The organism is uncultured Sphingomonas sp. (genome assembly GCF_913776855.1).
GTDB lineage: Bacteria > Pseudomonadota > Alphaproteobacteria > Sphingomonadales > Sphingomonadaceae > Sphingomonas.
This window is the reverse complement of the sequence record NZ_CAJYQD010000020.1, coordinates 60,856-82,308: the sequence shown is the minus strand read 5'-3', so window position 1 is coordinate 82,308 and position 21,453 is coordinate 60,856. Positions and strand designations below refer to the sequence as shown.

At 66.5% G+C, this 21,453-nt stretch carries 18 protein-coding genes; 7 read left to right on the top strand and 11 right to left on the bottom strand.

Going from position 1 to position 21,453, the window contains the following annotated elements; translation table 11 throughout:
* Positions 1-18: 18 nt before the first annotated feature.
* The 7 genes from QZ755_RS05095 to QZ755_RS05065 all read right to left on the bottom strand — a co-directional run bounded on the left by QZ755_RS05095 (position 19) and on the right by QZ755_RS05065 (position 7,425).
* Complete coding sequence (locus tag QZ755_RS05095; RefSeq protein WP_294320389.1) at positions 19-705, bottom strand: hypothetical protein; 687 nt, start codon at positions 703-705, stop codon at positions 19-21.
* Positions 702-2,066, bottom strand: a complete 1,365-nt coding sequence (locus QZ755_RS05090; RefSeq protein WP_294320387.1) for a GNVR domain-containing protein — start codon at positions 2,064-2,066, stop codon at positions 702-704. The genes QZ755_RS05095 and QZ755_RS05090 overlap by 4 nt, the downstream gene beginning before the upstream one ends.
* Positions 2,063-3,391 carry an ATP-binding protein gene (locus tag QZ755_RS05085; protein ID WP_294320385.1) on the bottom strand — a complete coding sequence of 443 codons (1,329 nt, stop codon included), beginning with the start codon at positions 3,389-3,391 and terminating at the stop codon, positions 2,063-2,065. The genes QZ755_RS05090 and QZ755_RS05085 overlap by 4 nt, the downstream gene beginning before the upstream one ends.
* A gap of 49 nt (positions 3,392-3,440) precedes the next feature.
* On the bottom strand, positions 3,441-4,244 hold the full coding sequence (locus tag QZ755_RS05080; RefSeq protein ID WP_294320384.1) for a polysaccharide biosynthesis/export family protein: 804 nt from the start codon (positions 4,242-4,244) through the stop codon (positions 3,441-3,443).
* Between the two features lie 28 nt (positions 4,245-4,272).
* The gene (locus QZ755_RS05075; protein WP_294320382.1) at positions 4,273-5,487 is read right to left on the bottom strand and encodes an outer membrane beta-barrel protein; all 1,215 of its coding nucleotides are present in this window, start codon (positions 5,485-5,487) and stop codon (positions 4,273-4,275) included.
* Between the two features lie 75 nt (positions 5,488-5,562).
* Positions 5,563-6,798, bottom strand: a complete 1,236-nt coding sequence (locus tag QZ755_RS05070) for a glycosyltransferase family 4 protein (protein WP_294320380.1) — start codon at positions 6,796-6,798, stop codon at positions 5,563-5,565.
* A 48-nt stretch (positions 6,799-6,846) separates the two neighbouring features.
* Positions 6,847-7,425 (bottom strand): hypothetical protein, encoded by a 579-nt coding sequence (locus QZ755_RS05065; protein WP_294320378.1) that lies wholly within the window; start codon positions 7,423-7,425, stop codon positions 6,847-6,849.
* Positions 7,426-7,588: 163 nt separating this feature from the next.
* On the opposite strand from QZ755_RS05065, the gene QZ755_RS05060 reads away from it, so the two are divergent.
* The 3 genes from QZ755_RS05060 (at position 7,589) to QZ755_RS05050 (ending at position 10,287) form a co-directional block, all read left to right on the top strand.
* On the top strand, positions 7,589-8,779 hold the full coding sequence (locus QZ755_RS05060; protein WP_294320376.1) for a glycosyltransferase family 4 protein: 1,191 nt from the start codon (positions 7,589-7,591) through the stop codon (positions 8,777-8,779).
* Between the two features lie 92 nt (positions 8,780-8,871).
* On the top strand, positions 8,872-9,138 hold the full coding sequence (locus tag QZ755_RS05055) for a hypothetical protein (RefSeq protein WP_294320375.1): 267 nt from the start codon (positions 8,872-8,874) through the stop codon (positions 9,136-9,138).
* Positions 9,139-9,141: 3 nt separating this feature from the next.
* Entirely contained in the window at positions 9,142-10,287 is a 1,146-nt protein-coding gene (locus QZ755_RS05050; RefSeq protein WP_294320372.1) for an SGNH/GDSL hydrolase family protein, read from the top strand.
* A gap of 75 nt (positions 10,288-10,362) precedes the next feature.
* Here the strand turns inward: QZ755_RS05050 and QZ755_RS05045 are convergent, their stop codons facing one another.
* Positions 10,363-11,460: a glycosyltransferase family 1 protein gene (locus tag QZ755_RS05045; RefSeq protein ID WP_294320370.1), complete on the bottom strand. Its 1,098-nt coding sequence runs from the start codon at positions 11,458-11,460 to the stop codon at positions 10,363-10,365.
* Positions 11,461-11,619: 159 nt separating this feature from the next.
* Between QZ755_RS05045 and QZ755_RS05040 the strand changes: the two genes are divergently transcribed.
* Positions 11,620-13,029 (top strand): cellulase family glycosylhydrolase, encoded by a 1,410-nt coding sequence (locus tag QZ755_RS05040; RefSeq protein ID WP_294320368.1) that lies wholly within the window; start codon positions 11,620-11,622, stop codon positions 13,027-13,029.
* 9 nt (positions 13,030-13,038) lie between these two features.
* Here QZ755_RS05040 and QZ755_RS05035 read toward each other — a convergent pair whose 3' ends face one another.
* From QZ755_RS05035 to QZ755_RS05025, 3 genes are all read right to left on the bottom strand, one after another.
* The gene (locus QZ755_RS05035; RefSeq protein WP_294320366.1) at positions 13,039-13,485 is read right to left on the bottom strand and encodes a PilZ domain-containing protein; all 447 of its coding nucleotides are present in this window, start codon (positions 13,483-13,485) and stop codon (positions 13,039-13,041) included.
* 140 nt (positions 13,486-13,625) lie between these two features.
* Positions 13,626-14,786, bottom strand: a complete 1,161-nt coding sequence (locus QZ755_RS05030; protein ID WP_294320363.1) for a glycosyltransferase family 4 protein — start codon at positions 14,784-14,786, stop codon at positions 13,626-13,628.
* A 46-nt stretch (positions 14,787-14,832) separates the two neighbouring features.
* Positions 14,833-16,122 (bottom strand): hypothetical protein, encoded by a 1,290-nt coding sequence (locus QZ755_RS05025; RefSeq protein WP_294320361.1) that lies wholly within the window; start codon positions 16,120-16,122, stop codon positions 14,833-14,835.
* 166 nt (positions 16,123-16,288) lie between these two features.
* On the opposite strand from QZ755_RS05025, the gene QZ755_RS05020 reads away from it, so the two are divergent.
* From QZ755_RS05020 to QZ755_RS05010, 3 genes are all read left to right on the top strand, one after another.
* Positions 16,289-17,362 carry an acyltransferase gene (locus QZ755_RS05020; RefSeq protein ID WP_294320359.1) on the top strand — a complete coding sequence of 358 codons (1,074 nt, stop codon included), beginning with the start codon at positions 16,289-16,291 and terminating at the stop codon, positions 17,360-17,362.
* A 204-nt stretch (positions 17,363-17,566) separates the two neighbouring features.
* Positions 17,567-20,242, top strand: coding sequence for an aconitate hydratase AcnA (gene acnA / locus QZ755_RS05015; RefSeq protein ID WP_294320358.1), 2,676 nt, complete (start codon positions 17,567-17,569; stop codon positions 20,240-20,242).
* A 154-nt stretch (positions 20,243-20,396) separates the two neighbouring features.
* A complete protein-coding gene (locus QZ755_RS05010; RefSeq protein ID WP_294320356.1) occupies positions 20,397-21,257 on the top strand; it encodes a J domain-containing protein in 861 nt (286 codons plus the stop codon).
* The last annotated feature ends 196 nt before the right edge of the window (positions 21,258-21,453 follow it).

Here is a 21,453-nt window from a genome sequence, read left to right as displayed (position 1 = left end):
GAACCGGAATCGTGGACGTCAGACCAGCACGGTGCCGGTGATCGCGATCCGCCGTTCGTCCAGCCGGTCGACCAGCTGCCGTGCGGCACGGCGCGCGGTGACGTTCTTGCGCAGCAGCAGGATCGCCTGGTCGAACCCGCTGAGCGCGGCGGCGATCGACGCCGCACTGGCCGCGCCCTGGACGCTGAGTGCCGCCAGCGTCTGCGTGACCGGCAGGTTCCAGTCGTAGCTGCGCTCGAGGATCGGACGCTGTTCGAGCGCGGCCTGTCCGGTCGCACCTCCCGATCCGGCGATCCACAGGTTTGCGATCGGCGTGCCCTGTGCCTCGGTCCGTTCGGCCAGCCCGAACAGCGGGTGGACCGAAGCCTGCGACAGATTGCCGTCGATCAGCAGCGTCGGCGTCTGCATCCGCGCCATGACGACCGCCAGGTTGGCGGCGAAGGCGGCCAGTTCCGCCTCGCAATCCAGCCCGATCACCGCGCAGGAAAAGGCCTGCTGTTCACCATCGGCGGCATAATGCTGCACGATGCGGCTGCGCACGGTACGCAGCGCGACGACATAGGGCAGTTCGAGGTCGAACGCCGCGACCAGCGACGGGTCGACCTGCGCCGCCGATGCCGCCGGCGCGACGCCGATCCGCTCGGCCCGATCGGGCGCGACCGGGGCGGCGTTGTCGTCCGCCCAATTGCTCGACCGGATCCTCATGCCGCGAACTCCCTGTTCGAATGGTGGCGACCGGACCCGTCAAGGGCGGTCATGTCGACGATCACGTCGAGGTCGAGCGCCGACGCGGTGCCCGAAGCGGTGCGCAGCCGGGGACGCACGAATTCCTGCGCGGCGGCGGCACCGATGCCGGCACCCAGCCCCAGTACCAAGGCCGCGGCGAACCACAGCGGCAGGTTGGGGGTCGACGGCAGCAGCGGCGCGACGGCCTGGTCGAGACGGCTGGCATTGGCCTGCGAAATCTCGCTGCGCAGCGAGGCTTCGTTGAACCGCTGCCGCACCGTATCGTACGTCTGGCGAGTGGCATCGACGTCGCGCTGCAGGACGTTCAGCTGATCCTGCACGCCCGACATGCTGAGCATCCGCTGCTGCTGCTGTTCGAGCTTGGCGCGCAGTTCGGCCTCGCGGCGACCGGCCGCCAGGCTGGCCGAGTCGAGTGCGCCGGCCTGGGTCGAACGGGCCTTGGCCAGTTCGCTGCGAAGCGCCGACAGCTGGGCGTTGGCGGCGACCATCGTCGGGTGGGCGGCGCCCAGCGTCTTCGACAGTTCGGCGACCTTGCCCGCCTGCATCCCGACCTCGCGCTGCAGCTCCTGCACGATGGTCGACGATTCGACTTCGGGGCCGTCCGATGACGTTGCGCGGGCGCGGGCGGCGGCGGCTTCGGCCTGTGCCTGGACCAGTTCGGTCGACAGGTTCTTGGCCCGGTCGCCCTCGATGTCCATGCGGTCGACGCCGACGATGCCGTTGGCGCGCTGGAAGTCCGACAGGCGGCTCTGTGCCGCTTCGAAGCGTTCGCGGACGGCGCGGGTCCGTTCGTCATACCATTTCGCGCTGTTGCGTGCCGGGCTGGTGCGCAACTCGACCTGCTTGGTCAGATAGGTGTCGACGATCCGGTTGAGGGTCGCCGCCGCTGCTTCCGGGTCCGTCGAGGTATAGCTCAGGCGGATGACGTTGCTGCCCTTTTCGCTGCCGATCATCAGCTGGCGACGCAGCAGGCCGCTGGCGTTCTGGATCCGCTGTTCGGCGGTTTCGCCGAATGCCGCGCTCTGAAACGCGGGGTCGGTCCGCGCGACTTCCTCCAGCACCGCGTTGCTGCGGATGATGTCGATCTGCGTGCCGATGATCGTGTCGATCACCGACGCGTTCTGCTGGGTATTGCCGTTGGCGTTGGTCGCGTTGGTATCGCTCTGCGTCAGGTCGACCAGCAGCGACGACGATGCGCTGTACTGGCGCTTCTGCACCATGGCCAGCGCGACCAGCGCGCCGAACACGAGCAGCCCGACGATAATCACGGTCCGCAGCCGATGCCGGATCGCACTGATCAGGTCGGAGAAGCTCATCATTGGGTGGCCCCCTTGTCTTGAAGTAGCGCGCGCAGGTCATGGCCCGCGCCGAGGCTGCGTTCGGCCCCGCCCGACGCGATCTTGCGCGTGAAGAGCAGCAGGAAGAATTGCGGCGCCAGCGAATCCTCGAACACATATTGGCCGGGCGTGCTGCTTTCGACCAGGATCGGGCCGAGCATGTCGAGCATCGCATCGACCTGTTCGGCGGCGCCCGGTTCGCCCAGTTCGGCGATGACTTCCGCCCGGTCGACGCGCGAGCGCATGGCGGCGTTCAGGCAGATGATCGCGGCGGGCAGCGCCGCGACGCGCGGTCGGTCGATCTGCGACAACAACAGGTCAGCGTTGCGCCGGCTGACGTCGCGCCATTCGGCGAAGGCGACCTCCAGCCCGCGCACCGCGACGTCGTGGTCGATCACTGCCTTGCCGGCGATGTCCGCCTGCAACGCGGCGTACAGCCCGAACAGGCGCAGGTGATAGGGCGATCCGACCGCCGCCGACACGATCATCTGCGCCGCATCGTCGGTAATGTCGAGGTCGACCCGCGTCAGGCAACGGCGCAGCAGCGCGTCGAGATCGGTCGGGGTCAGCCCGCCGACCGGCACCGCGATCAGGTGGCGGCGCAGCGACGGGTGCCCTGCGATCAGGTCTTCGAGATTGGCGGCGATCCCGATCGCGACGATGCTGACCTCGGAACGCATGTCCGACAGCAGCTTCATCAGCGCGGCCAGTTCGGCCTTCGTCGCCAGCGAATGCACCCGGTCGAATTCGTCGAGCATCAGGATGGTACGCCGTTCGACCCGGTCGGCGAGCAGGCTGGCCAGCCGGCGTGCGTCGAACGGTTCGTTCAGCAGCGCCTCCACCTCGGACCGGCGTACCTTCGACTGCGGTTCGGCCGCGATGTCGAGCAGATAGGGGCGGAACAGGTCGTGGAACGCGACGTCGCCGCTGGCAAGGTTGTAGAGGACCAGGCAGCCGCGTTCGTCGGCCATGTCGCCGAAGATGCGCGACAGCGACGTCTTGCCCGACCCGCGCGCGCCGTAGATGATGCCGTGCTTGCGATGGTCGAGCACCGCTTCCAGCAGGCGTTCCAGTTCGTCGGTGCGCCCCGCCAGTGCGGCGCGGTTGGCGACCGGCATTCCGGTGTCGAACACCTCGTGCATGATCGCGCGACGCGAGCGCGCCGGTCGCGCCGGTGCCGGGGGGGCCTGGAACGGCACGGCCGGCGCGGGTGCCACGCCCGGCACCGGCCGCGGCAGGCTGCTTGGCGTCGGCTGCGGTTCCAGCAGGCGACCGAGCCAGTCGGCGAACTGACGGAAGACGTTCATACGCGATACCTTGCGAAGCGCTGACGGGGCCGGGCGGGCGAAAAGGGCATCAGAACCACTTTTCCTTGATGACCAGCACGTCTTCGGGCTGCACCACATCGTCGAGCGACGGCTTGGTCAGCGGCTTGCCGCCGCGCCGTACCTCGATCCGCTTGGTCGAACCGGCCAGCGTCGGCCCTTCGGCCAGTGCCAGTGCCTGGCGGAAGGTCATGCCGGGCGTGACCGGGAAGGCGCCCCCGCGATTGACCTCGCCATAGACATAGACCTTTTCGGCGTTCGGCACGAACACGGTATCGCCGGGGCCGACCATCCGCGTTGCCGCAGTCGCGGCATCGGTCAGCGCGATGCGTTCGACCTGGCCGTTGGCACGGGTCAGGATGACGGTGTTCGCACCATCGGCGCGCGGGCCGCCGGCCTTTGCCACCATCGCGGCCACCGAGTAAGGCTGGTCGAGCGCGTACAGACCGGCGGTCGGCACCGCACCCAGCACGGTCACCGTCTTGCTGGCAAAGGTCGTCACCTCGATATTGATCGACGGCGCGCTCAGGATCTTCTGGCGCAGGAACGTCCGCATCATCTCGTCCGACAGCTGGCCCGTCGTCTTGCCCGCCGCGGTGACCGTGCCGAGATACGGCGCGGTGATCGTGCCGTCGGCGCGGATGCGCGTCTTGTAGCTCATGTCGGGCTGGCCGAAGACCTTGACCTCGATCTCGTCGTTCGGGCCGAGGACATAGGCGGCGGCCGGGGCGGCAACCGGTGCCGGGGTATAGGCCGGGGCGGCCGTCTGGGCGATGGCGGCAGGAGCCAGTGCCAGCAGCGGCGCGGCGATCAGCAATGCTCGATACGTATGCATGGTCGATCCTTTACGGATGATTCGTCGATCAGAAGCGATAGGTGATGCCGCCTGTCGCCAACGTGACTTTATACTGGTTCGCGTCGGTATCGGTCTGACGCGAGATGTGGCGTGCCTCGACCTGCAGGTCGACGCGGGCACCGACCCGGCGGGTCATGCGCAGCAGGGCGTCGGCCAGCGTATCGGAATTGATCCCGCTGACGATGACCAGCGGATCGCCGCGGAACGACCGGGTGGCATAGCTGCCCTGCGCGGTGATCTTGGTACGTTCGGCAAATTGCCAGTCGGCGCGCAGGCCATAATCGGTCTGCACCGCGAACCCGGCGGGGACCAGCGTGTCGTTGATGATGCGACGGTCGGTCGTGCCGGTCAGCGACAGGCGCGGCAGCGGGCGATAGATCAGTTCGCCGGCCCAGCCCAGGCCGCGATAGGGGCGGACGTTCGCCCCGACGCTGCGCGCGCTCAAATACTGGACATCGGCCTTCAGCGCGACGCTCGACACGACCGACCGGACGAAGGTGACTCCGGCGCGATCGATATGGTTGTTCACGCCAATCGCGCTGCGGTCGCTGTCGATCCGGTTGTAATAGGCGGTCATCGTGCCGATGCTGGGGCGGGCATAGCCGATGCCGGCAGTGTAGCTGACCGATTTCTGGTTCGCGAAATTGAACCGCGGATCATTGTCCGACGTGTCGCGACGAATGCCGACGATCGGGAAGAACCCCACAGTGCGTGGGCAGGTCGCCTCCAGCCCCAGCGCGGTGAAGGTCTGGAAGTTGTCGATCGACCCGTTGATGTCGCCATAATCGGCGCGCTGCCGCTGAATCCGGGCGAGCGGTTTTAGGACGCAGGTGCCCGCGACGCGGAACGTGCCCTGCGTGTTGAGAATTGCCTGGATGCGGCTGCGGTCCGGATTGCGGACATAATAGCCATAGCTGGCGTCGCCGCGCACGGTGATGTCGTTCAACCCGATCTGCCGCTTATACTGCGCGGTGACCTGCGGCGTCAGGATGAAATCGTCGACCGGCTCGCGCCGCTGGTTGTCGAGGCGAAAGATATTGTCGTCATAGGTGCCGAGCAATCCGGCCGACAAGGTGAAGGCCGGGTCGCGGATCTCGGGGCGTTCCACGCTCGTGTCGCGCGGCTGGAAGGCCGGGGATGCCGTCTGCGCGGCGGCCGGAACGATCACGATGCCCGCGACAACGGGCGCCAGCGTGCCGAAAACACGGGGTTTAAAGAACATGTCTGGTTTCACGATGCGTCTTATGCCCGGATCGGCGAACAGGGACAAGTTGGAATGTTGCGTTGCAGCATATGCTCAGCCGGGCCGTTGGCCCGGAGCGGGACGGCGATGGTCGCGAATGACCGTGAACGCGTCGAGCATCTTGCGGGCGAGATGGGCATAATCGAACTCCGCGCTCGATGCGGCCGCCTGTTCGCGCAGCGCCTGAAGCTGTTCGGGGCGTTCGAGCAGCGATACGAGCTGGTCGCGCCAGCGATCGACGTCGCCGGCCGGCGCGATATAGCCGTTCCGGCCCGGATCGATCAGTTCGGGCAGGCCGCCTTTGTCGCTCGCCAGCACGGGCAAGCCGACGCCCAGCGCCTGGAACACGACGCCCGGCGAATTTTCCATCCATAGCGAGGGCACCAGCAGGAGGTCGCTTTGCGCCATGGTGTCGGCGACCTGCTGCAACGGCACATGGCCGGCGATGTCGACCCAGGGGTGATGGCCGAACCGACGGCGCAGCGCGTCTTCCTCCGGCCCCTTGCCCAACACCGTCAGGTGGAAATCATAGCGCTGCGCCAGCGGTTCGAGCAGTTCGAGCGCGAAGGCGATCCCCTTGGTATTTTCCAGCCGTCCGACGAACAGCAGGCGCACCTTGTCCGACGGCGTATGCGTGACGGCGGGGGGCGGGTAGGTGATGGGGTTCAGGATGTGGAACGATGGATAGTCCGCAATCGGCATCAGGCTGCCGACCTTTTCGAGGTTCGCGCGCGACGGCGAGATGAAGCCCAGCCGCGGAATATCCTCCAGATAGCCGATCTTCGCGTTCATGCTGAGGCGGCAACCCTTGCATTGGCGCACGCATTCGTGGTTGCCGCGGAACATCGTCGTGCGGACGCAGACATAGGCCAGGTCGTGCAGCGTGATCGCGGTCGGGATGTCGTGGCGGGCCAGCACCTTCAGCCCGTTATAACCCAGCCCCTGAATCCAGTGGATATGGACGAAATCGGGGCGGAAATCCTCGATCACCCGTTCGAACATCGCTTCGTTGCGGGGATCGTAAATATCCTGGAGATGCCAGATCGGCTTCTTCCACCCGGCCGCGGTGCTGGCCTGGAACACCGGATAGATATGCGGGGTGCCGACGCGGTAGAGGCGGTAGCCGTTCATCGGCGTGCCCCAGCTCTCATGCTCGCGTTGCGGGGCGGCCGACAATACCGCGACGTCATGCCCCTGTTCGGTGAACCATTCGGTCAGGTTCTGCGCACAGATTTCCGCGCCCCCGATGATGTACGGAGTGTAGAAGGCGCTGACTTCCAGGATACGCATCAAACTGTCGGGGCCCCCTTACTCGTCGACCGTGTATCGACAGAGTCCTTATTTCAAGTGAATATCCGGTGTATGCGCGGAGCGGACCGTTCGTGCCGGTACGCCGACTGCGGCCTCCCCTGCCGCGACATCCCCCAACACGACGGCATTCGCGCCGATCCTTGCGCCCGCACAGATTTGTACTGGACCCAGTATAACCGCACCAGCGGCCAGATAAGTTCCATCGCCGATCGTCGCATGGCCGATATCGTCGCTGCCACGGGTCCCGATCGTCACATTCTGGAGGATGGCGACGTCGCGCCCCACGGTGCAGACACCGACGACGATGCCATAGGGGTGCGGAATATAGAGGCCACCGCCAAAGGTCGCGTCGATCGCCAGTTCCGCGCCGAAGCGACGGCAGGTCCACCACCACCAGACCCGGCGTGCCGGACGCCCGATCAACGGCACGCCGGGCAATGCGTCCTGTATCCGCCGTGCCAGCACGAACTGGAAGCCTTGGGTCAGCAGGAACAACCGAATCAGGAAGCGCCAGGTGACCGCCTCGCCGTCGCGACGCGCGAAATGGGCGATATCCTGCTGCAGCAGCGCGCGGAATCCAGATGCGTCGAGCGATGGTTCGGTCATGGGCGGCCCTTCGTGGCAACGATCCGGCAGGTCAAGGTTGCAGTGCGGCATGGAACCTTCGTATCGTACGTGGCGCTACCATATCATTAGCGGGGTGAACCTGTTACGAGCGCGCCGGTGCGTTCGGGGCGGTGCGGATCGAAAAGGGGGCGGAGACGCAGTTGTGAAGGTTTTCATCGTCAACACCCTGTATCCGCCATCGACCGTCGGAGGCGCGGAGCGCAGTGTCGCGCTGCTCGCGCGGGCGGCCGCCCGGCGGGGCCATGACGTGCATGTCGCCAGCCTGCACCCGGCCGACGACCAGCGCGAGGAGCGGGACGGCGACGTCACGGTGCATCGCCTGCCGCTGCGCAACCTCTACTGGCCGTTTGATGCCGAGCGGCACGAATCCAAGCCCCGCCGGCTGGCCTGGCACGCCCGCGACCGCCGTAACCCGGCGGCGACCCGCGATCTGGTCGCGTTGATGGACCGTATCCGCCCGGACGTGCTGCACACCAACAACCTGCAGGGCTTTTCCACCGAAATCTGGGCCGAGGCGAAGCGGCGCAATATCCGGATCGTCCACACGCTGCGCGACTACAGCCTGCTGTGCGCGCGCGCCTCGCTGTACCGCGCGGGGCATGACTGCGTGCAGCGCTGCATCGACTGCAAGCTGCTGACCGGGCGCAAGAAGGACAATTCGGTGCTGGTCGATGCCGTCGCGTCGAACAGCCAATATGTGATCGATACCCATCGTCGCCACGGCTATTTCAACGACACCGATGCGCGGGTGATCTTCAACATCGCCGATGTCCGTTCCGCCCCGACCCCGGCGGCGGTGCCGGAGGATGGGGGGCTGACGTTTGGCTTCATCGGGCGCGTCGAACCCGAAAAGGGGATCGAGGTCGTGCTGGACGCCTTTGCCCGGCTGGAGCGGTCCGACTGGCAGCTGGTGATCGCAGGGGCGGGCAAGGGCAGCTATGTCGCCGAACTGCAGGCGCGCTATCCCGATCCGCGCATCCGCTGGCTGGGGTTCGTCAATGCCGACGATTTCTATGCCGGGGTCGATGTCGTCCTCATCTCGTCGACCTGGCCCGAACCGCTGCCGCGCACGATGATCGACTGCCTCGCTCGCGGCAAGGCGGTGATCTATTCGGACGGAGGCGGCACGCCGGAGATCGGCCACCTCGCCCCGCTGGGCGCGATCTATGCCAAGGACGACGCCGCGGCGCTGGCCGCGCGCTTGAGCGATGCGCTCGAATCGGCCGAGGAGTGGCGCGCGGTGCGCGGCGTCGCGCCAGAGGTGCTGGAGGCGTTTTCGGAGGAGAAGGTCGTCGGCAACTACCTCGCCTTCTATGCGGGGACCGCCGCCTGACGATGCGGCCGCGATTGTTGGATACATTCGCCTGATCGGAACATAGCGGGAATTCCTGTGCCGGCACTGCGCCGGACGAGACAGGAGGAATCATGCCCGACCGTTTTTCCGCCCATGCCGACAGCCCCGAGGCGCCGGCGACCGCCCCGTTTTCCGTCGTGCCCAGCGACACGCAGGAACTGCCGACTGTGCCCAAGGGGATTTATGTCGGGACCGGCGGCGACCTGACGCTGCGCGGCGTGCGCGGCACGGCCGACGTGACGTATCGCAACCTGCCCGATGCCAGCTATATCGCGGTGCGCGCGCAATATGTCCGCGCGACCGGCACGACCGCGACCGACCTGATCGCGGAGGCCTGAACCATGGCACGACCGTCTGGCGCGACCGGGGGCGTTACGCTCGGCAATCTGGCCCGTATCGGCGCGGGCCCCGTTTCCATCGTCAATGCGACACCCGCCACGTTGATGGTGTGGCGGGCGCAACTGGCCCGGCTGAAGGGCGGGGCGGCCGATGCGGCGCGCATCGCGTGTGTCGGCGACAGCAAGACCGCCGGCGCCGGTGCCGGCACGGGATCGCAGCGGATGGACGGCGCTTTTCCGAAGGCCTGGCCGACACAACTGGCCGGGATGTTCGTAGGCGACGGCTTCGTCGTCCGCGACAGCTGGTTCGGCACGGCGGGGATGCAGTCGATGGCAGCGATCGCAGCCTACGACCCCCGGCGTTCCGGTTTCACCGGCTGGGGCGGCGGGGAAGTGTCGCTGGGCGGGCCGACGCTGGCGACGAATGGCACCAATACCGGCGCGTTCCAACCGTCGCGACCGGTCGACCGGGCATCGGTGTTCGTTCGGATCAGCTCCGGCGGCGGCGTACTGCGCATCTCGAAGGGGGCCGAATCGTTCACGATCAACACCGCCGGGACGGAAGGGTTCACCCGGTCCGAAATCGTCTTTGCAACGAAATCGGCCGACCCGATCCAATATGGCTGGGCCAGCGGCGGCTATGTCTCGGTCGCCGGAACGGTGGCGTGGGACAGCGCGCTGCCGGGGATCGAGGTTGCCAATACCAGCATCTACGGCACGACCAGCGTCGTGCAGAGCGCCACAGCCAAGCCCGCATCCCCGCTGGCGGCGCTGGGGACGTATCAGCCGCACCTGACCTTCGTGAAGCTCGGCACCAACGACATCAATACCGGGGTTACGCTGCCGCAGTGGGAGGCCAATCTTCGCGCGATCGTCGCTACCGCCCGCACGACCGGCAGCGTGGTGCTGGTGTGGCCGTCGATCGGCGGCGTGTCGCCGGCCTATGGCGCCGACGACGTGCGCCGTCGCTGGCAGGCGACCGCGCTGCGTATCGCGCTCACCACACAGTCGATGTTCCTCGATGAAGAGGCGCTGCTGGGCGGTCGATCGGGCGCGCAGGCGTCCGGCGCGCTGCCCGACGGAGTGCATACGGCAGCCTGGGCGCAATTGCTGGAGGCGGCGACCCAGTATCGCGTGATCGGTTGGTAGGCTGGTGGCGTCAGGGGGCCGCCGTTCGCGGCCCCCCCGATCGTCGGTTGCGATGTTGCCCACAGGCGACCCGCATCAACCGATCGCGGCGACGGCCTCCAACAATCGGTCGGCGCTGTCTTCCCAACGGAATGCCAGTGCGCGGGCGCGGGCGGCGGCGGACAGGCGCAGGTGCAGGTCGTCGTCGTCGAGCATCCGGCGCATCGCTGTGCCGAGCGCGGTCGCATCCTCCGGATCGCAATAGAGCGCGGCATCGTCGCACACCTCGCGCACCGGCGCGATGGTCGACGCGACCACCGGCGTGCCGAACTGCATCGCCTCCAGCGGCGGGATGCCGAATCCTTCGTACAGGCTGGGGAATACCAGCGCGCGAGCGTTGGCGTAGAGCGCCATCAGCGATTCATCGTCGATCCGGCCGGGCAGGATCACGCCGTCGGGCACACTGTCGATGCCGTTGGCGGCAAAGGACTTCACCGCTGCGCCGACCAGCACCAGCCGGTCTTCCGGACGGGCGATCGACTGGAAGGCGGCGATGGTGCGCGGCAGGTTCTTGTTCGGGGCGAAGGATCCGACGATCAGCAGGTAGCGGCCGGGCGTCAGCGCGTGCCTGGCCAGGATCGCGGGGTCGGGCGCAATCGCGCGGATATGGTCGGCGGCGTTGGGGATGACGGTGATGTCGGCCAGCGGCAGGCGCAGGATCGCCGCCAGCCGTGCCTGCGAAAAGCGCGAAACGGTGGCGATGTGCGACCGGCGCGCCAATATCCGGCCGAGGGTACGGTGGAGCAGCCGGTAGCTGCGCGCGAAACCCTGTCCGAAATCATAGACGGCCGCGTCGTGGATCACGGTCAGCGCGCGGCGCGGGCGCACCGGGTTCGAATTGCACAGTCCCACCAGTACGCCGCCCTTGGCCGCCGCCGGCAGCGACAGCTGTTCCCAGCGGTGCCCGCCGCCGCTGCCGACGGTGCGGAAGCCGAAGCGCGGCCATTTGGCGGGCCGTTCGATCCCCGGCGGAGCAAGGATGGTGACGCCCGGCGCGCGGCCATCGGCGGGCTGACGATCGTGCAGGCGGTCCAGCACCATGTGCGCGAACCGTTCGACGCCGGTCACCGACCGCCCGAGGAAGCGGCCGTTGACATAAAGGTGCGGCAGGACGGAGTCGCGGGAGAATGGCATGGTGCAAGCTATGCCGCACCTGCGAAACAAAATCGACCCCGCTCCATCGTTCCGCTGCGTCCTGTCGGCCGGATTGTCGGTTTAGCTGTTCGGGCCGCTGATTGGTGATCCTGCTGCGATGCGGTATGATGGAATTTCTTGGTTACGCGGAGCGGAAACATGGCGATGCAACGACACTGGCACTCGCGTCGCAGCCGGCGGCGCGCGACGATCGCATCGGCGGGGCTGGCCGGCGTCGCCGCGGTCGGGCTGTCGCTGCTATGGGCAGGCGCAGCGGCGCCGACCGGCGCCCCGGTATCGCTGACCCTGAATTACGATTCGCTGCCCGTGCGCGCCACGCCGCTGGTGATGGGCGTCGGCACGCATTTCGGGCTGAACCGGACCTGGGGTTATGAGGCTGCGCCGACCGCAAAGGCGATCGCGATGCTGGGCGTCGATTCGTTTCGCGACGACCTGCCGTGGCAGGTGTTCAAGCGCGACGGGCTGAACCAGCCGGGATCGCTGTCGCCGCGACTGGCGGGCATGATGGCGGCAACGCCGGCGCGCCCACTGCTGGCGGTCGATTACGGCCATCCTGCGTTCCGCACCGGCGCGACGCCGCTGGACGACGAAGGCCGCGGGATGTTCGCCGCCTTTGCCGGCGAGGCCGCGGCGGCGATGCGCGCCAAGCCGCCTTATTATGAAATCTGGAACGAATGGAACATGTCGGCGGTGCAGGGGCGGCCCAAGCTGACCGATGCCGGCCCGCGCGACGATCCGCGGTCGGCCAGCAACTATGCTCCGCTGGCGCGGCGCACGGCCGATGCGATCCGCGCCGCCGATCCCGATGCCTTCATCCTGGTCGGCGCGGTGGGGGAGGACCCGCAGTGGAAATGGACCGACGCGATGCTGGCGCTGGGCGCGGCCGATCGCGCCAACGGCGTGTCGTTCCATTTCTACAACCACTGCAAGCGCCAGAACGAACGCACCGCCGCCGATGCCATCCAGCAGATCGAGGGGCTGCGCCGGATGATGGTGAGCAAGCAGGGCAACCGGGCGCTGCCGATCTACCTGACCGAAATCGGCTGGCCGACGACGACCGGGGGGCATTGCGACATTCCGCGCCAGCAGTCGGGCGACAATGCCGCGCAGTTCCTGTTGTGGGCGGCGGCGACGCCATGGCTGGGCGGGGTGTGGATCTATCAGCTGCGCGATTCCGGGAAGAACCCGGCCGAGCTGGAGGATAATTTCGGCCTGTTCGATTATGACTACAAGCCGAAGCCCGGCGCCTGCATGGTCGCCGACGTTACCCGCATCGTCCACGGCGCGCGGCGTTGGCGCGTGCTGCGGCAGGGCGGCGGCCTGACCCTGATCCAGCTCGACGGGACGCAGGGGCGGCGGCTGGTCGCCTATGCCGAACAACAGGGGACGGTCGCGCACCTGTCGTTCGGCGGGCGGCCGGTGGCGGCGCGGCCCCTGTGCCAGGCGGCACCGTCTGCCGCGGCGGCGACGATCGATGTCGGGACCCGGCCGGTCGTGATCGACGCCGCGCGCCTGTCGGGCGTACCGCTCAGCGCGACGTTCGACTGACCCGTCCGGTCAGTCGAACAGCCACAGCATCGCGCCGACCATCGCCCAGCCGCTGACCGCGATGCCCATCAGGAACATGCCGCTCCGGCGTGCCGACAGCTTTGGCGACAGCGCGACCGGTTCGGCGCTGCCCGGAAAGGGGTGGACGTTCGACATGACCGCCGCCGTCACCGCGCCCGATCGCAGCGGTTCGACAAATGCGCAGCCATGGGTCGCCCCCGTGCGCCAGCGGACCTCGGCCTCCACGGTGCCGACCCCGGCGATGCCGACCCCGATCATGGTGCCGGGGGCAAGGGGTACCGGCGCCTCGATCCGGCATCCGTCGCGGGTCAGGTCGGCGACGATGATCGCCTCCGGCGGGTTCTCCGCAAGGCGAAGCGTACCCGTCCGTTCGACCGTCACACGATCCTCGGCACGGCGATCGTCCTGGCGATAGAGATGCGCGTTGATGTTCACGTCGGGTTCCCGGTCACTACACGAGACATGTCGTCCCTGACCCCGTTCTATCCCGCCGCTCGTTCCGAAAGGGTATTCCTGTTTGGTTACCGTGGCGGCAATCTTTTGCCGTCACCGGCAAGCGGTTGCCGGCAAGGCGGTCAGGCGGACGGCATCGGCGTAGCCGGATCGATGTCCATCGTGACGTCGGCACAGCGTTGCCAGGTCAGGGTGCGCGCGCGGTCGCGTGCCGCCGAACCGAACTGCCGCCGGGTGGCATCGTCGCGCAGCAGCCGGACGATCGCGGCGGTCGTCTGCGTCGGGTCGCGATCGTCGACCAGCAGGCCCGTCGCCTCGTCCAGCACGACTTCGGGCACGCCGCCGACCGGCGATGCGATGCTGGGCACCGATTGCCCGGCCGCCTCCAGATAGACCAGCCCGAAGCCCTCGATCTTGTCGGTGCGGTTTTCGCCGACCAGCAGGAACAGGTCGGCACTGGCGTAGAGCGCGCGGATGTCGTCCTGTGCCAGCCCGCCGGTGAACAGGATCGTCGCGTCGGTGTCCGCCACCATCGCCTCCAGCCGCGCCTGATAGCCGGCATCGCCCGGCCGTCCGGCGATGACGTACACGGCCTCGCGGCGCAGGTCGTCGGGCAGCGCCGCGACGGCGGCGATCATCAGCCGGTGGCCCTTGCGTTCGTCGACGCGCGATACGCTGAGCAACAGCGGCCGGCCGGCGGGAATGCCCAACCGTGCCTTGACCTCTGCGGTGTCGCCGGCATCCTCGAACCAATAGGGATTGACGCCCAGCAGCGCGACCTTGGTCGGGGTCCTGGCCAGCGACGGGTGGTTCGCACGTGCGATCGACAGCGTGTATTCGCTGTTGGCGATCACCGCCTCGGCATGGCCGAACACGTTGGTCGTGCGCAGCAGCTTCGGCACCTTGCCCTGCGCCAGGATCAGCGCGTCGGTTCCGTGCAGGAAGATGCGGAACGGTGGCAGCCGGGCGACCATGCGCGCGATGCCGGCGGCGATGATGAACGGCCAGTCGGCGATCAGCCAGCGGTCGAACCGCGTGCGCCGCGACAGCAGCGCGCGGACCAGGGTCGGCAGCACCTTGGCCGAATAGCCCGATGCCGGAAAGCGTTCGACCTGGAACGGATAGGTCGCGTCGTCGGGATGATGCGCCTTGCCGTAATCGGGCGCGAGGATCGTCACCGCGAACCCCCGTGCCGCCAGCGACTTCGCCAGTTCGACGCAAAAGGTGCCGACGCCGCCGGCATAGGGCGGAAATTCGAAGGTGGGGATCAGCAGCCGTTCCATCGTGACTCCGCTTGTTTGGGGGTTGGGGGGCATGGGGCCGGGGGCGTCATGGCGAACCCGGCGCGGCGGCGGCGGTAACCACCGCGCCGCCCCCGACATGGCGCAGATAGACGAGGCGGATCACCAGCAGCGCGCCGGCAGTCGCGACCGCCGACAGCCCGGCCCCGATCAGCCCGAACGCCCACATGAACCCGGCCCCGAACGCCAGCGCGAGCAGGACGCCGACGACATTGGTCGCGGCATAGGCATGGTCGCGCCCCATGCTGGTGATCGCCACGTTCAGCAGGTCGGATGCCGACCGGACGATCGCGGCCAGCAGCATCACCACCAGCAGCGTGCGATCGACCGGGAAGCGCCCCTCCGGGCTGACGCGAAAGATCACCTCGGTCGCAGCGAAGATCGCCACGGCCAGCACCCCGGAATAGGCCAGCGTCTTCCCCATCTGCCGCCGCAGCTCGGCGCGCCATTCGGCGCCGTCGCCGCCTCGCGCCGCCCGCACCATGCGCGGCAGCGCCAGTTGCACGACGGCGGTGGTGATGAGCGTCTGGAGCGCATTGGTGATCGAGAAATAGAAGCTGTAGATCCCGGTCGCGACCAGCCCCAGCAGCGCGTTCAGGATGAAGCGGTCGGCATAGCCAAGGCCGACGATCCCCAGATCGCTGAAATAGATATACCATGCGGTCCGCACACGCTGGCCCAGCCGGCCGAGCTGCATCCGCTCCCGCAACCCCTCGCCGATCGGCCAGCGGCGCAGATGCACGCCCAGCATGGCGAGCGCCACGAAATGGCTGGCGATCCAGCCGATGAAGATCGCGTTCAGCGTCTGCAGCGGTGGATAGAGAAAGCCGATGGCGACGACGATCGGAATCCACAGCGCCGACCGAATGAAGACCATGACATTGGCAAACAGCGCCATCTCCAGCCCGATCATCGGCATGTAGATGTCGAGCGCCAGCGTCTCCAGCCACAACAGGATCAGGATCAGGATCGCCGTTTCGCTCAACCCCCCGGTCATCCACGCCAGCACCGGCACGGCGACGATCGTGCCGGCCAGCAGCGACGCGATCGAGATGGTCAGCCGGTCGCGGATCATCCCCGCCGCCGTCGCCGGGGTGTGGCCGACGACCTCGCGCGATACGAAATAGTTCAGGCCCCAGCCGACCGTCGCCGGCACGATGCCGATCGCCCCGATCGCCAGGCCATAGATGCCGGCTGCCTCCAGCCCCAGCTGGCTGACGATGTAGAAGGACAGGGCGAAGCGGAAGAACAGCTGCGACCCGCGGATCGCCATGTTGGGCAACCCGCCGCGCATCAATTTGCCCGCTACCCCCGCCATGGCCTATCGATCACTCCATTCAGCCGGATCAGCAAGCCGGAAATCTGCCGAACCAGGCGACCGAACGATATTGCTGCACTGCAAAATTGCGCTAGGCGATTATGCACGATGCGTAAAGCGTCCGGCGGATAGGGGCGATGGCGGGATGCAGAAGGAACAGCGGGTCGTGACGACAGCAGCAAAGGCGGCCTCGCGGCTCGATTCGCTTCAGATATTGCGGTTCTTCGCCGCGTTCCTCGTACTGATCGGGCATACGCAGCACGCGCTGCTCGAACGACTGAGCGCGGGGGCGGGGCGCTATGCCTTCGTACCGCTCGACTGGGGACTGGGGGTCGACGTGTTCTTCGTCATCTCGGGCTTCGTCATGTATTACCTGATGCACGACCGGTTCGCGAAGCCGGGTGCGACGGCCACCTTCCTGCGCCGCCGGATCGTGCGGGTGGTGCCGATGTACTGGCTGTTCACCACGCTGGTACTGGCGGTCGGCCTCGCGACCGGGGCGATCGACCTGCCGTGGACCAATGTCCTGTTCTCCTACCTGTTCCTGCCGGGGCCGGTATGCGGGGAATATTGCTTCCCGGTGTTCACGCTCGGCTGGACGATAAATTACGAGATGCTGTTCTATGCGCTGTTCGCGCTGGCACTGGGCTTTTCCCGGCGGACCGGCTTGGGCGTCGTCGTCGCGCTGATCGTCGGGCTGATCGTGATGGGACAGGTGGTGCCGCCGTCTTGGTCGATGCTGCATTTCTGGGGCTATCCGATCATCGGCGAATTCCTGTTCGGCATCGGCCTGGCCGCCGCGTTCCTGCGCGGGTGGCGAGTATCGCGTCCGGTTGGCTGGACGATGGTCTTCGCCGGGCTGATGCTGGCGGTCGTCAGCTATCAACTCGACCTGTACGACCACATCTGGCGGTTGTGGACCGGCGGCATTCCCGCCGCGCTGATCCTGGGCGGCGCGGTGTTCGGGCTGGAGCCGCGCGGTGAGCATGGCCACTGGATGACGCTGCTCGTGCTGGGGGGCGATGCGTCCTACGCGCTGTACCTGTCGCACCCGGTGACGATTCGCGTGACCGATGCGGTGGCGGCGAAGATCGGCCTGTTCGACCATGCGCCCTGGGCGTTCTGGGCAGGGACGGTGGTCGCGGCGGTGATCGGGTCGTTCGTCGTCCACTTCGCGATCGAGAAGCCGTTGCTTGCCCGCTTCTATCGCCGACCCAATCTCGGTACCGGGATTCCGTAACGCCGATTCTTGCTAATGCGAATGCCGATCAAAAGTGATTGACCTTTCGCGTAAATTATGCGGGCACGACACCCTTCCCCCCGGTGCCGACACTTGCTACGGCGCAGCGGTTATCGCTCGTATTCGCATGTGCGGCGGGCCTTGCGAGCGGACTAGCCGCTCCGACCGGGCCGGGCTGCCATGACCAACTGGGAAGGACCCCGCATGACCGCCATTGGCCAGGACACGCTCGGCACCCGCGACACGCTTACTGTCGGCGGCAAGACCTATTCTTACTATTCGCTGGCCAAGGCGTCGGCGAAGCTCGGCGATGTGTCGCGGCTGCCCTTCTCGATGAAGGTCCTGCTGGAGAACATGCTCCGCTTCGAGGACGGCACGACCGTGACGGGCGAGGATGCGCAGGCGATCGTCGACTGGCAGAAGGACGCCCGCAGCGATCGCGAAATCCAGTATCGCCCGGCGCGCGTGCTGATGCAGGACTTCACCGGCGTTCCCTGCGTGGTCGATCTGGCGGCGATGCGCGACGCGATCACCGGCCTGGGCGGCGACGCGGCCAAGATCAATCCGCAGGTGCCCGTCCACCTCGTCATCGACCACTCGGTCATGGTCGACGAGTTCGGCACGCCCAAGGCCGCCGAACAGAATGTCGAGCTGGAATATCAGCGCAACATCGAACGCTATGAATTCCTGAAATGGGGTTCGAAGGCGCTCGACAATTTCTCGGTCGTGCCGCCGGGCACCGGCATCTGCCACCAGGTGAACCTGGAATATGTCGCGCAGGCGGTGTGGTCGTCGGAATCGACCGATGGTTCGGGCACCATCGCCTATCCCGACACGCTGGTCGGCACCGACAGCCACACGACGATGGTCAATGGTCTGGGCGTACTCGGCTGGGGCGTGGGCGGTATCGAGGCGGAAGCGGCGATGCTCGGCCAGCCGGTGTCGATGCTGATTCCGGAAGTCGTCGGCTTCAAGCTGACCGGCAAGCTGCAGGAAGGCATCACCGCCACCGACCTCGTGCTGACCGTCACGCAGATGCTGCGGGCCAAGGGCGTGGTCGGCCGCTTCGTCGAATTCTACGGTCCGGGGCTGTCGTCGATGACGCTCGCCGACCGTGCGACCATCGCCAACATGGCGCCGGAATATGGCGCGACCTGCGGCTTCTTCCCCGTAGACGACAAGACGATCGACTATATGCGCCTGACCGCGCGGCCCGAGGAAGTGATCGCACTGACCGAAGCCTATGCGAAGGCCAACGGCTTCTGGCGCGACGAAAACGCCGTCGACCCGATCTTCACCGACACGCTCGAACTCGACATGTCGACCGTCGTGCCGTCGCTCGCCGGGCCGAAGCGTCCGCAGGACCGCGTCGAACTGCCCAGCGTCGATGACGTGTTCAACGCCGATCTGGAAAAGGTCTACAAGAAGGACGGGGCTAAGCGCGCCCCGGTCGATGGCGAAACCCACGATATCGGCGACGGCGACGTCGTGATCGCCGCGATCACCAGCTGCACCAACACGTCGAACCCGTCGGTGCTGGTCGCCGCCGGCCTCGTCGCGCGCAAGGCGAACAAGCTCGGCCTCAAGCCCAAGCCGTGGGTCAAGACCTCGCTGGCACCCGGTTCGCAGGTCGTCACCGACTATCTCGACAAGGCGGGCCTGACCGCCGATCTGAACGCGGTCGGCTTCAACCTCGTCGGCTATGGCTGCACCACCTGCATCGGCAATTCGGGTCCGCTGGCCGCGCCGATCTCGGCCGCGATCAACGGCAACGACATCGTCGCCGCCTCGGTCCTGTCGGGCAACCGCAACTTCGAAGGCCGCGTGTCGGCCGACGTCCGCGCCAACTTCCTCGCCTCGCCGCCGCTCGTCGTGGCGTACGCGCTGAAGGGCACCGTCACCGAGGACATGGTGTCGACCCCGATCGGGCAGGGCTCGGACGGGCAGGACGTGTACCTCAAGGACATCTGGCCGACCAATGAAGAGGTCGCCGACCTGATGGCCGCCAATATCGACGACGGCATGTTCCGCTCGCGCTATGGCAACGTCTATGCCGGCGACAAGCACTGGGCCGGCATCTCGGTCGAGGGGTCGGACACCTATAACTGGCCGACGTCGAGCACCTATATCGCCAACCCGCCCTATTTCGACGGGCTGACGATGACGCCGAACCCGATCGCCGACATCATCGAGGCGAAGCCGCTGGCGATCCTCGGCGACTCGATCACCACCGACCACATCTCGCCGGCCGGTTCGATCAAGGCCGACAGCCCGGCGGGCAAGTGGCTGATGGAGCGGCAGGTTTCGCGCGCCGACTTCAACAGCTACGGCGCGCGCCGCGGCAACGACAATGTCATGGTCCGCGGCACCTTCGCCAACATCCGCATCAAGAACGAAATGGTCCCCGGCGTCGAAGGCGGCATGAGCCGCTATGACGGCGAAGTCATGCCGATCTATGACGCGGCGATGCGCCACAAGGCCGACGGCACCCCGCTGGTCGTCATCGCCGGCAAGGAATATGGCACCGGCTCGTCGCGCGACTGGGCGGCGAAGGGCACCAACCTCTTGGGCGTCCGCGCGGTCATCACCGAAAGCTTCGAGCGTATCCACCGTTCGAACCTCGTCGGCATGGGCGTGCTGCCGCTCCAGTTCGCCGAAGGCGTGACCCGTCAAACCCTCGGCCTGACCGGCGACGAGACCTTCACGATCACCGGCGTCGCGAACCTGCGTCCGCGTCAGGACGTCGAAGTCGTCATGACCCGCGCCGACGGCACGACCGAGACGTTCCAGACCAAGTGCCGGATCGATACCGTCAACGAACTGGAATATTTCCTGAACGGCGGCATCCTGCAATACGTGCTGCGCAAGCTGGCCGCGTAAGCGCTGACGCCTGACGGCTGATGAGGGCCGCGTCTTCCGAGAGGGAGGCGCGGCCCTTTTCGTTGGAGCAAGATGAATAGTCATTAGCTATGACTGGTATGTCGCCGTTTGGAACTCCTTGTTATCGCGCGGTATCAGAGGGGAAACGGGATCGATGGGTGAATTGCAGTCCAGACTGAATCGCTATGTGGAGCGTGTGGCGATTGTCGATGAAATCTGCCGGACCGACGATTACCGCTATGTGGATATATATGGCGTCTGGGCCGACACAGGTTCCGCGTTCCGCAACCAGTTTGTCCCGCGCGACTTACGGCTTACCGCAGGTGATCCGCTCTACGTCATTCAACAAGTCGGCGGACTGGGAGAAGAGGTCGGCGCCTGGATTGCCTACACGTCCGATAAGGCGCGGAAAATCTACGTCGCATCCAATATCCCGGCCAAGGTCGTTCCCCGCATTCGCGATCGGATTGCCGCCGTTCCCAATGCCGTCCTCGAACTGGCGGCGATCGGTGCGGTCGGTCTGGCCGGTTGGCAGTATAGTTGGTGGGCAGCGATAATAGCTGGCGCTGCAATTGGAAGTCGCGCTTGGTATGGGCGTCTGAAACGATACCGTACCGAACGCCAGATGGACATTGCTCGACAAGATCAGGCGGATATCCTGGCACAAGCCGCCGAACGCCTGCGCGAATTAGGGAACGTGTGGAGCGGCGAGCAGAATAGTTCTAGGGTGGGCGACACGCCCGACCAGGATAACGAGCCTGATCCGCCATTCCAGTCCAATTCTGGTAATTGGTGGCGTACGAAATTGAAGTTGAGCGATACAGCAACGCTGGCGGATGCCGAACGGGCGTATCGGTCATGTTTGAAAGAATGTCACCCCGATCTTCACATGAATCTGTCGGAGCGTATGCAGGCATTGGCGCGTGAGGAAGCGCAGGCACTCAATGCAGCGGTTGAAGCAGCACGACGTCATTTTTCATCGGACGGACCGCAGGTAGCAGGGGCCGCTCGCTGAGAGACGAGGGTATGCTGCGCGGATTTCGAGGCAGGAAGGTCGCGATGTGCAGAACTTTCCTACATCGCACCGCCCATGTCATCGTTCGACCGGCTCTTTTAAATCGTTGAACCATGCGGACTCGCGCCGCCGGGATCACAACACCTGCACAAACACACCGCGAGTGTGAACTTAGTGAACTTTGGCCCGCCAACCC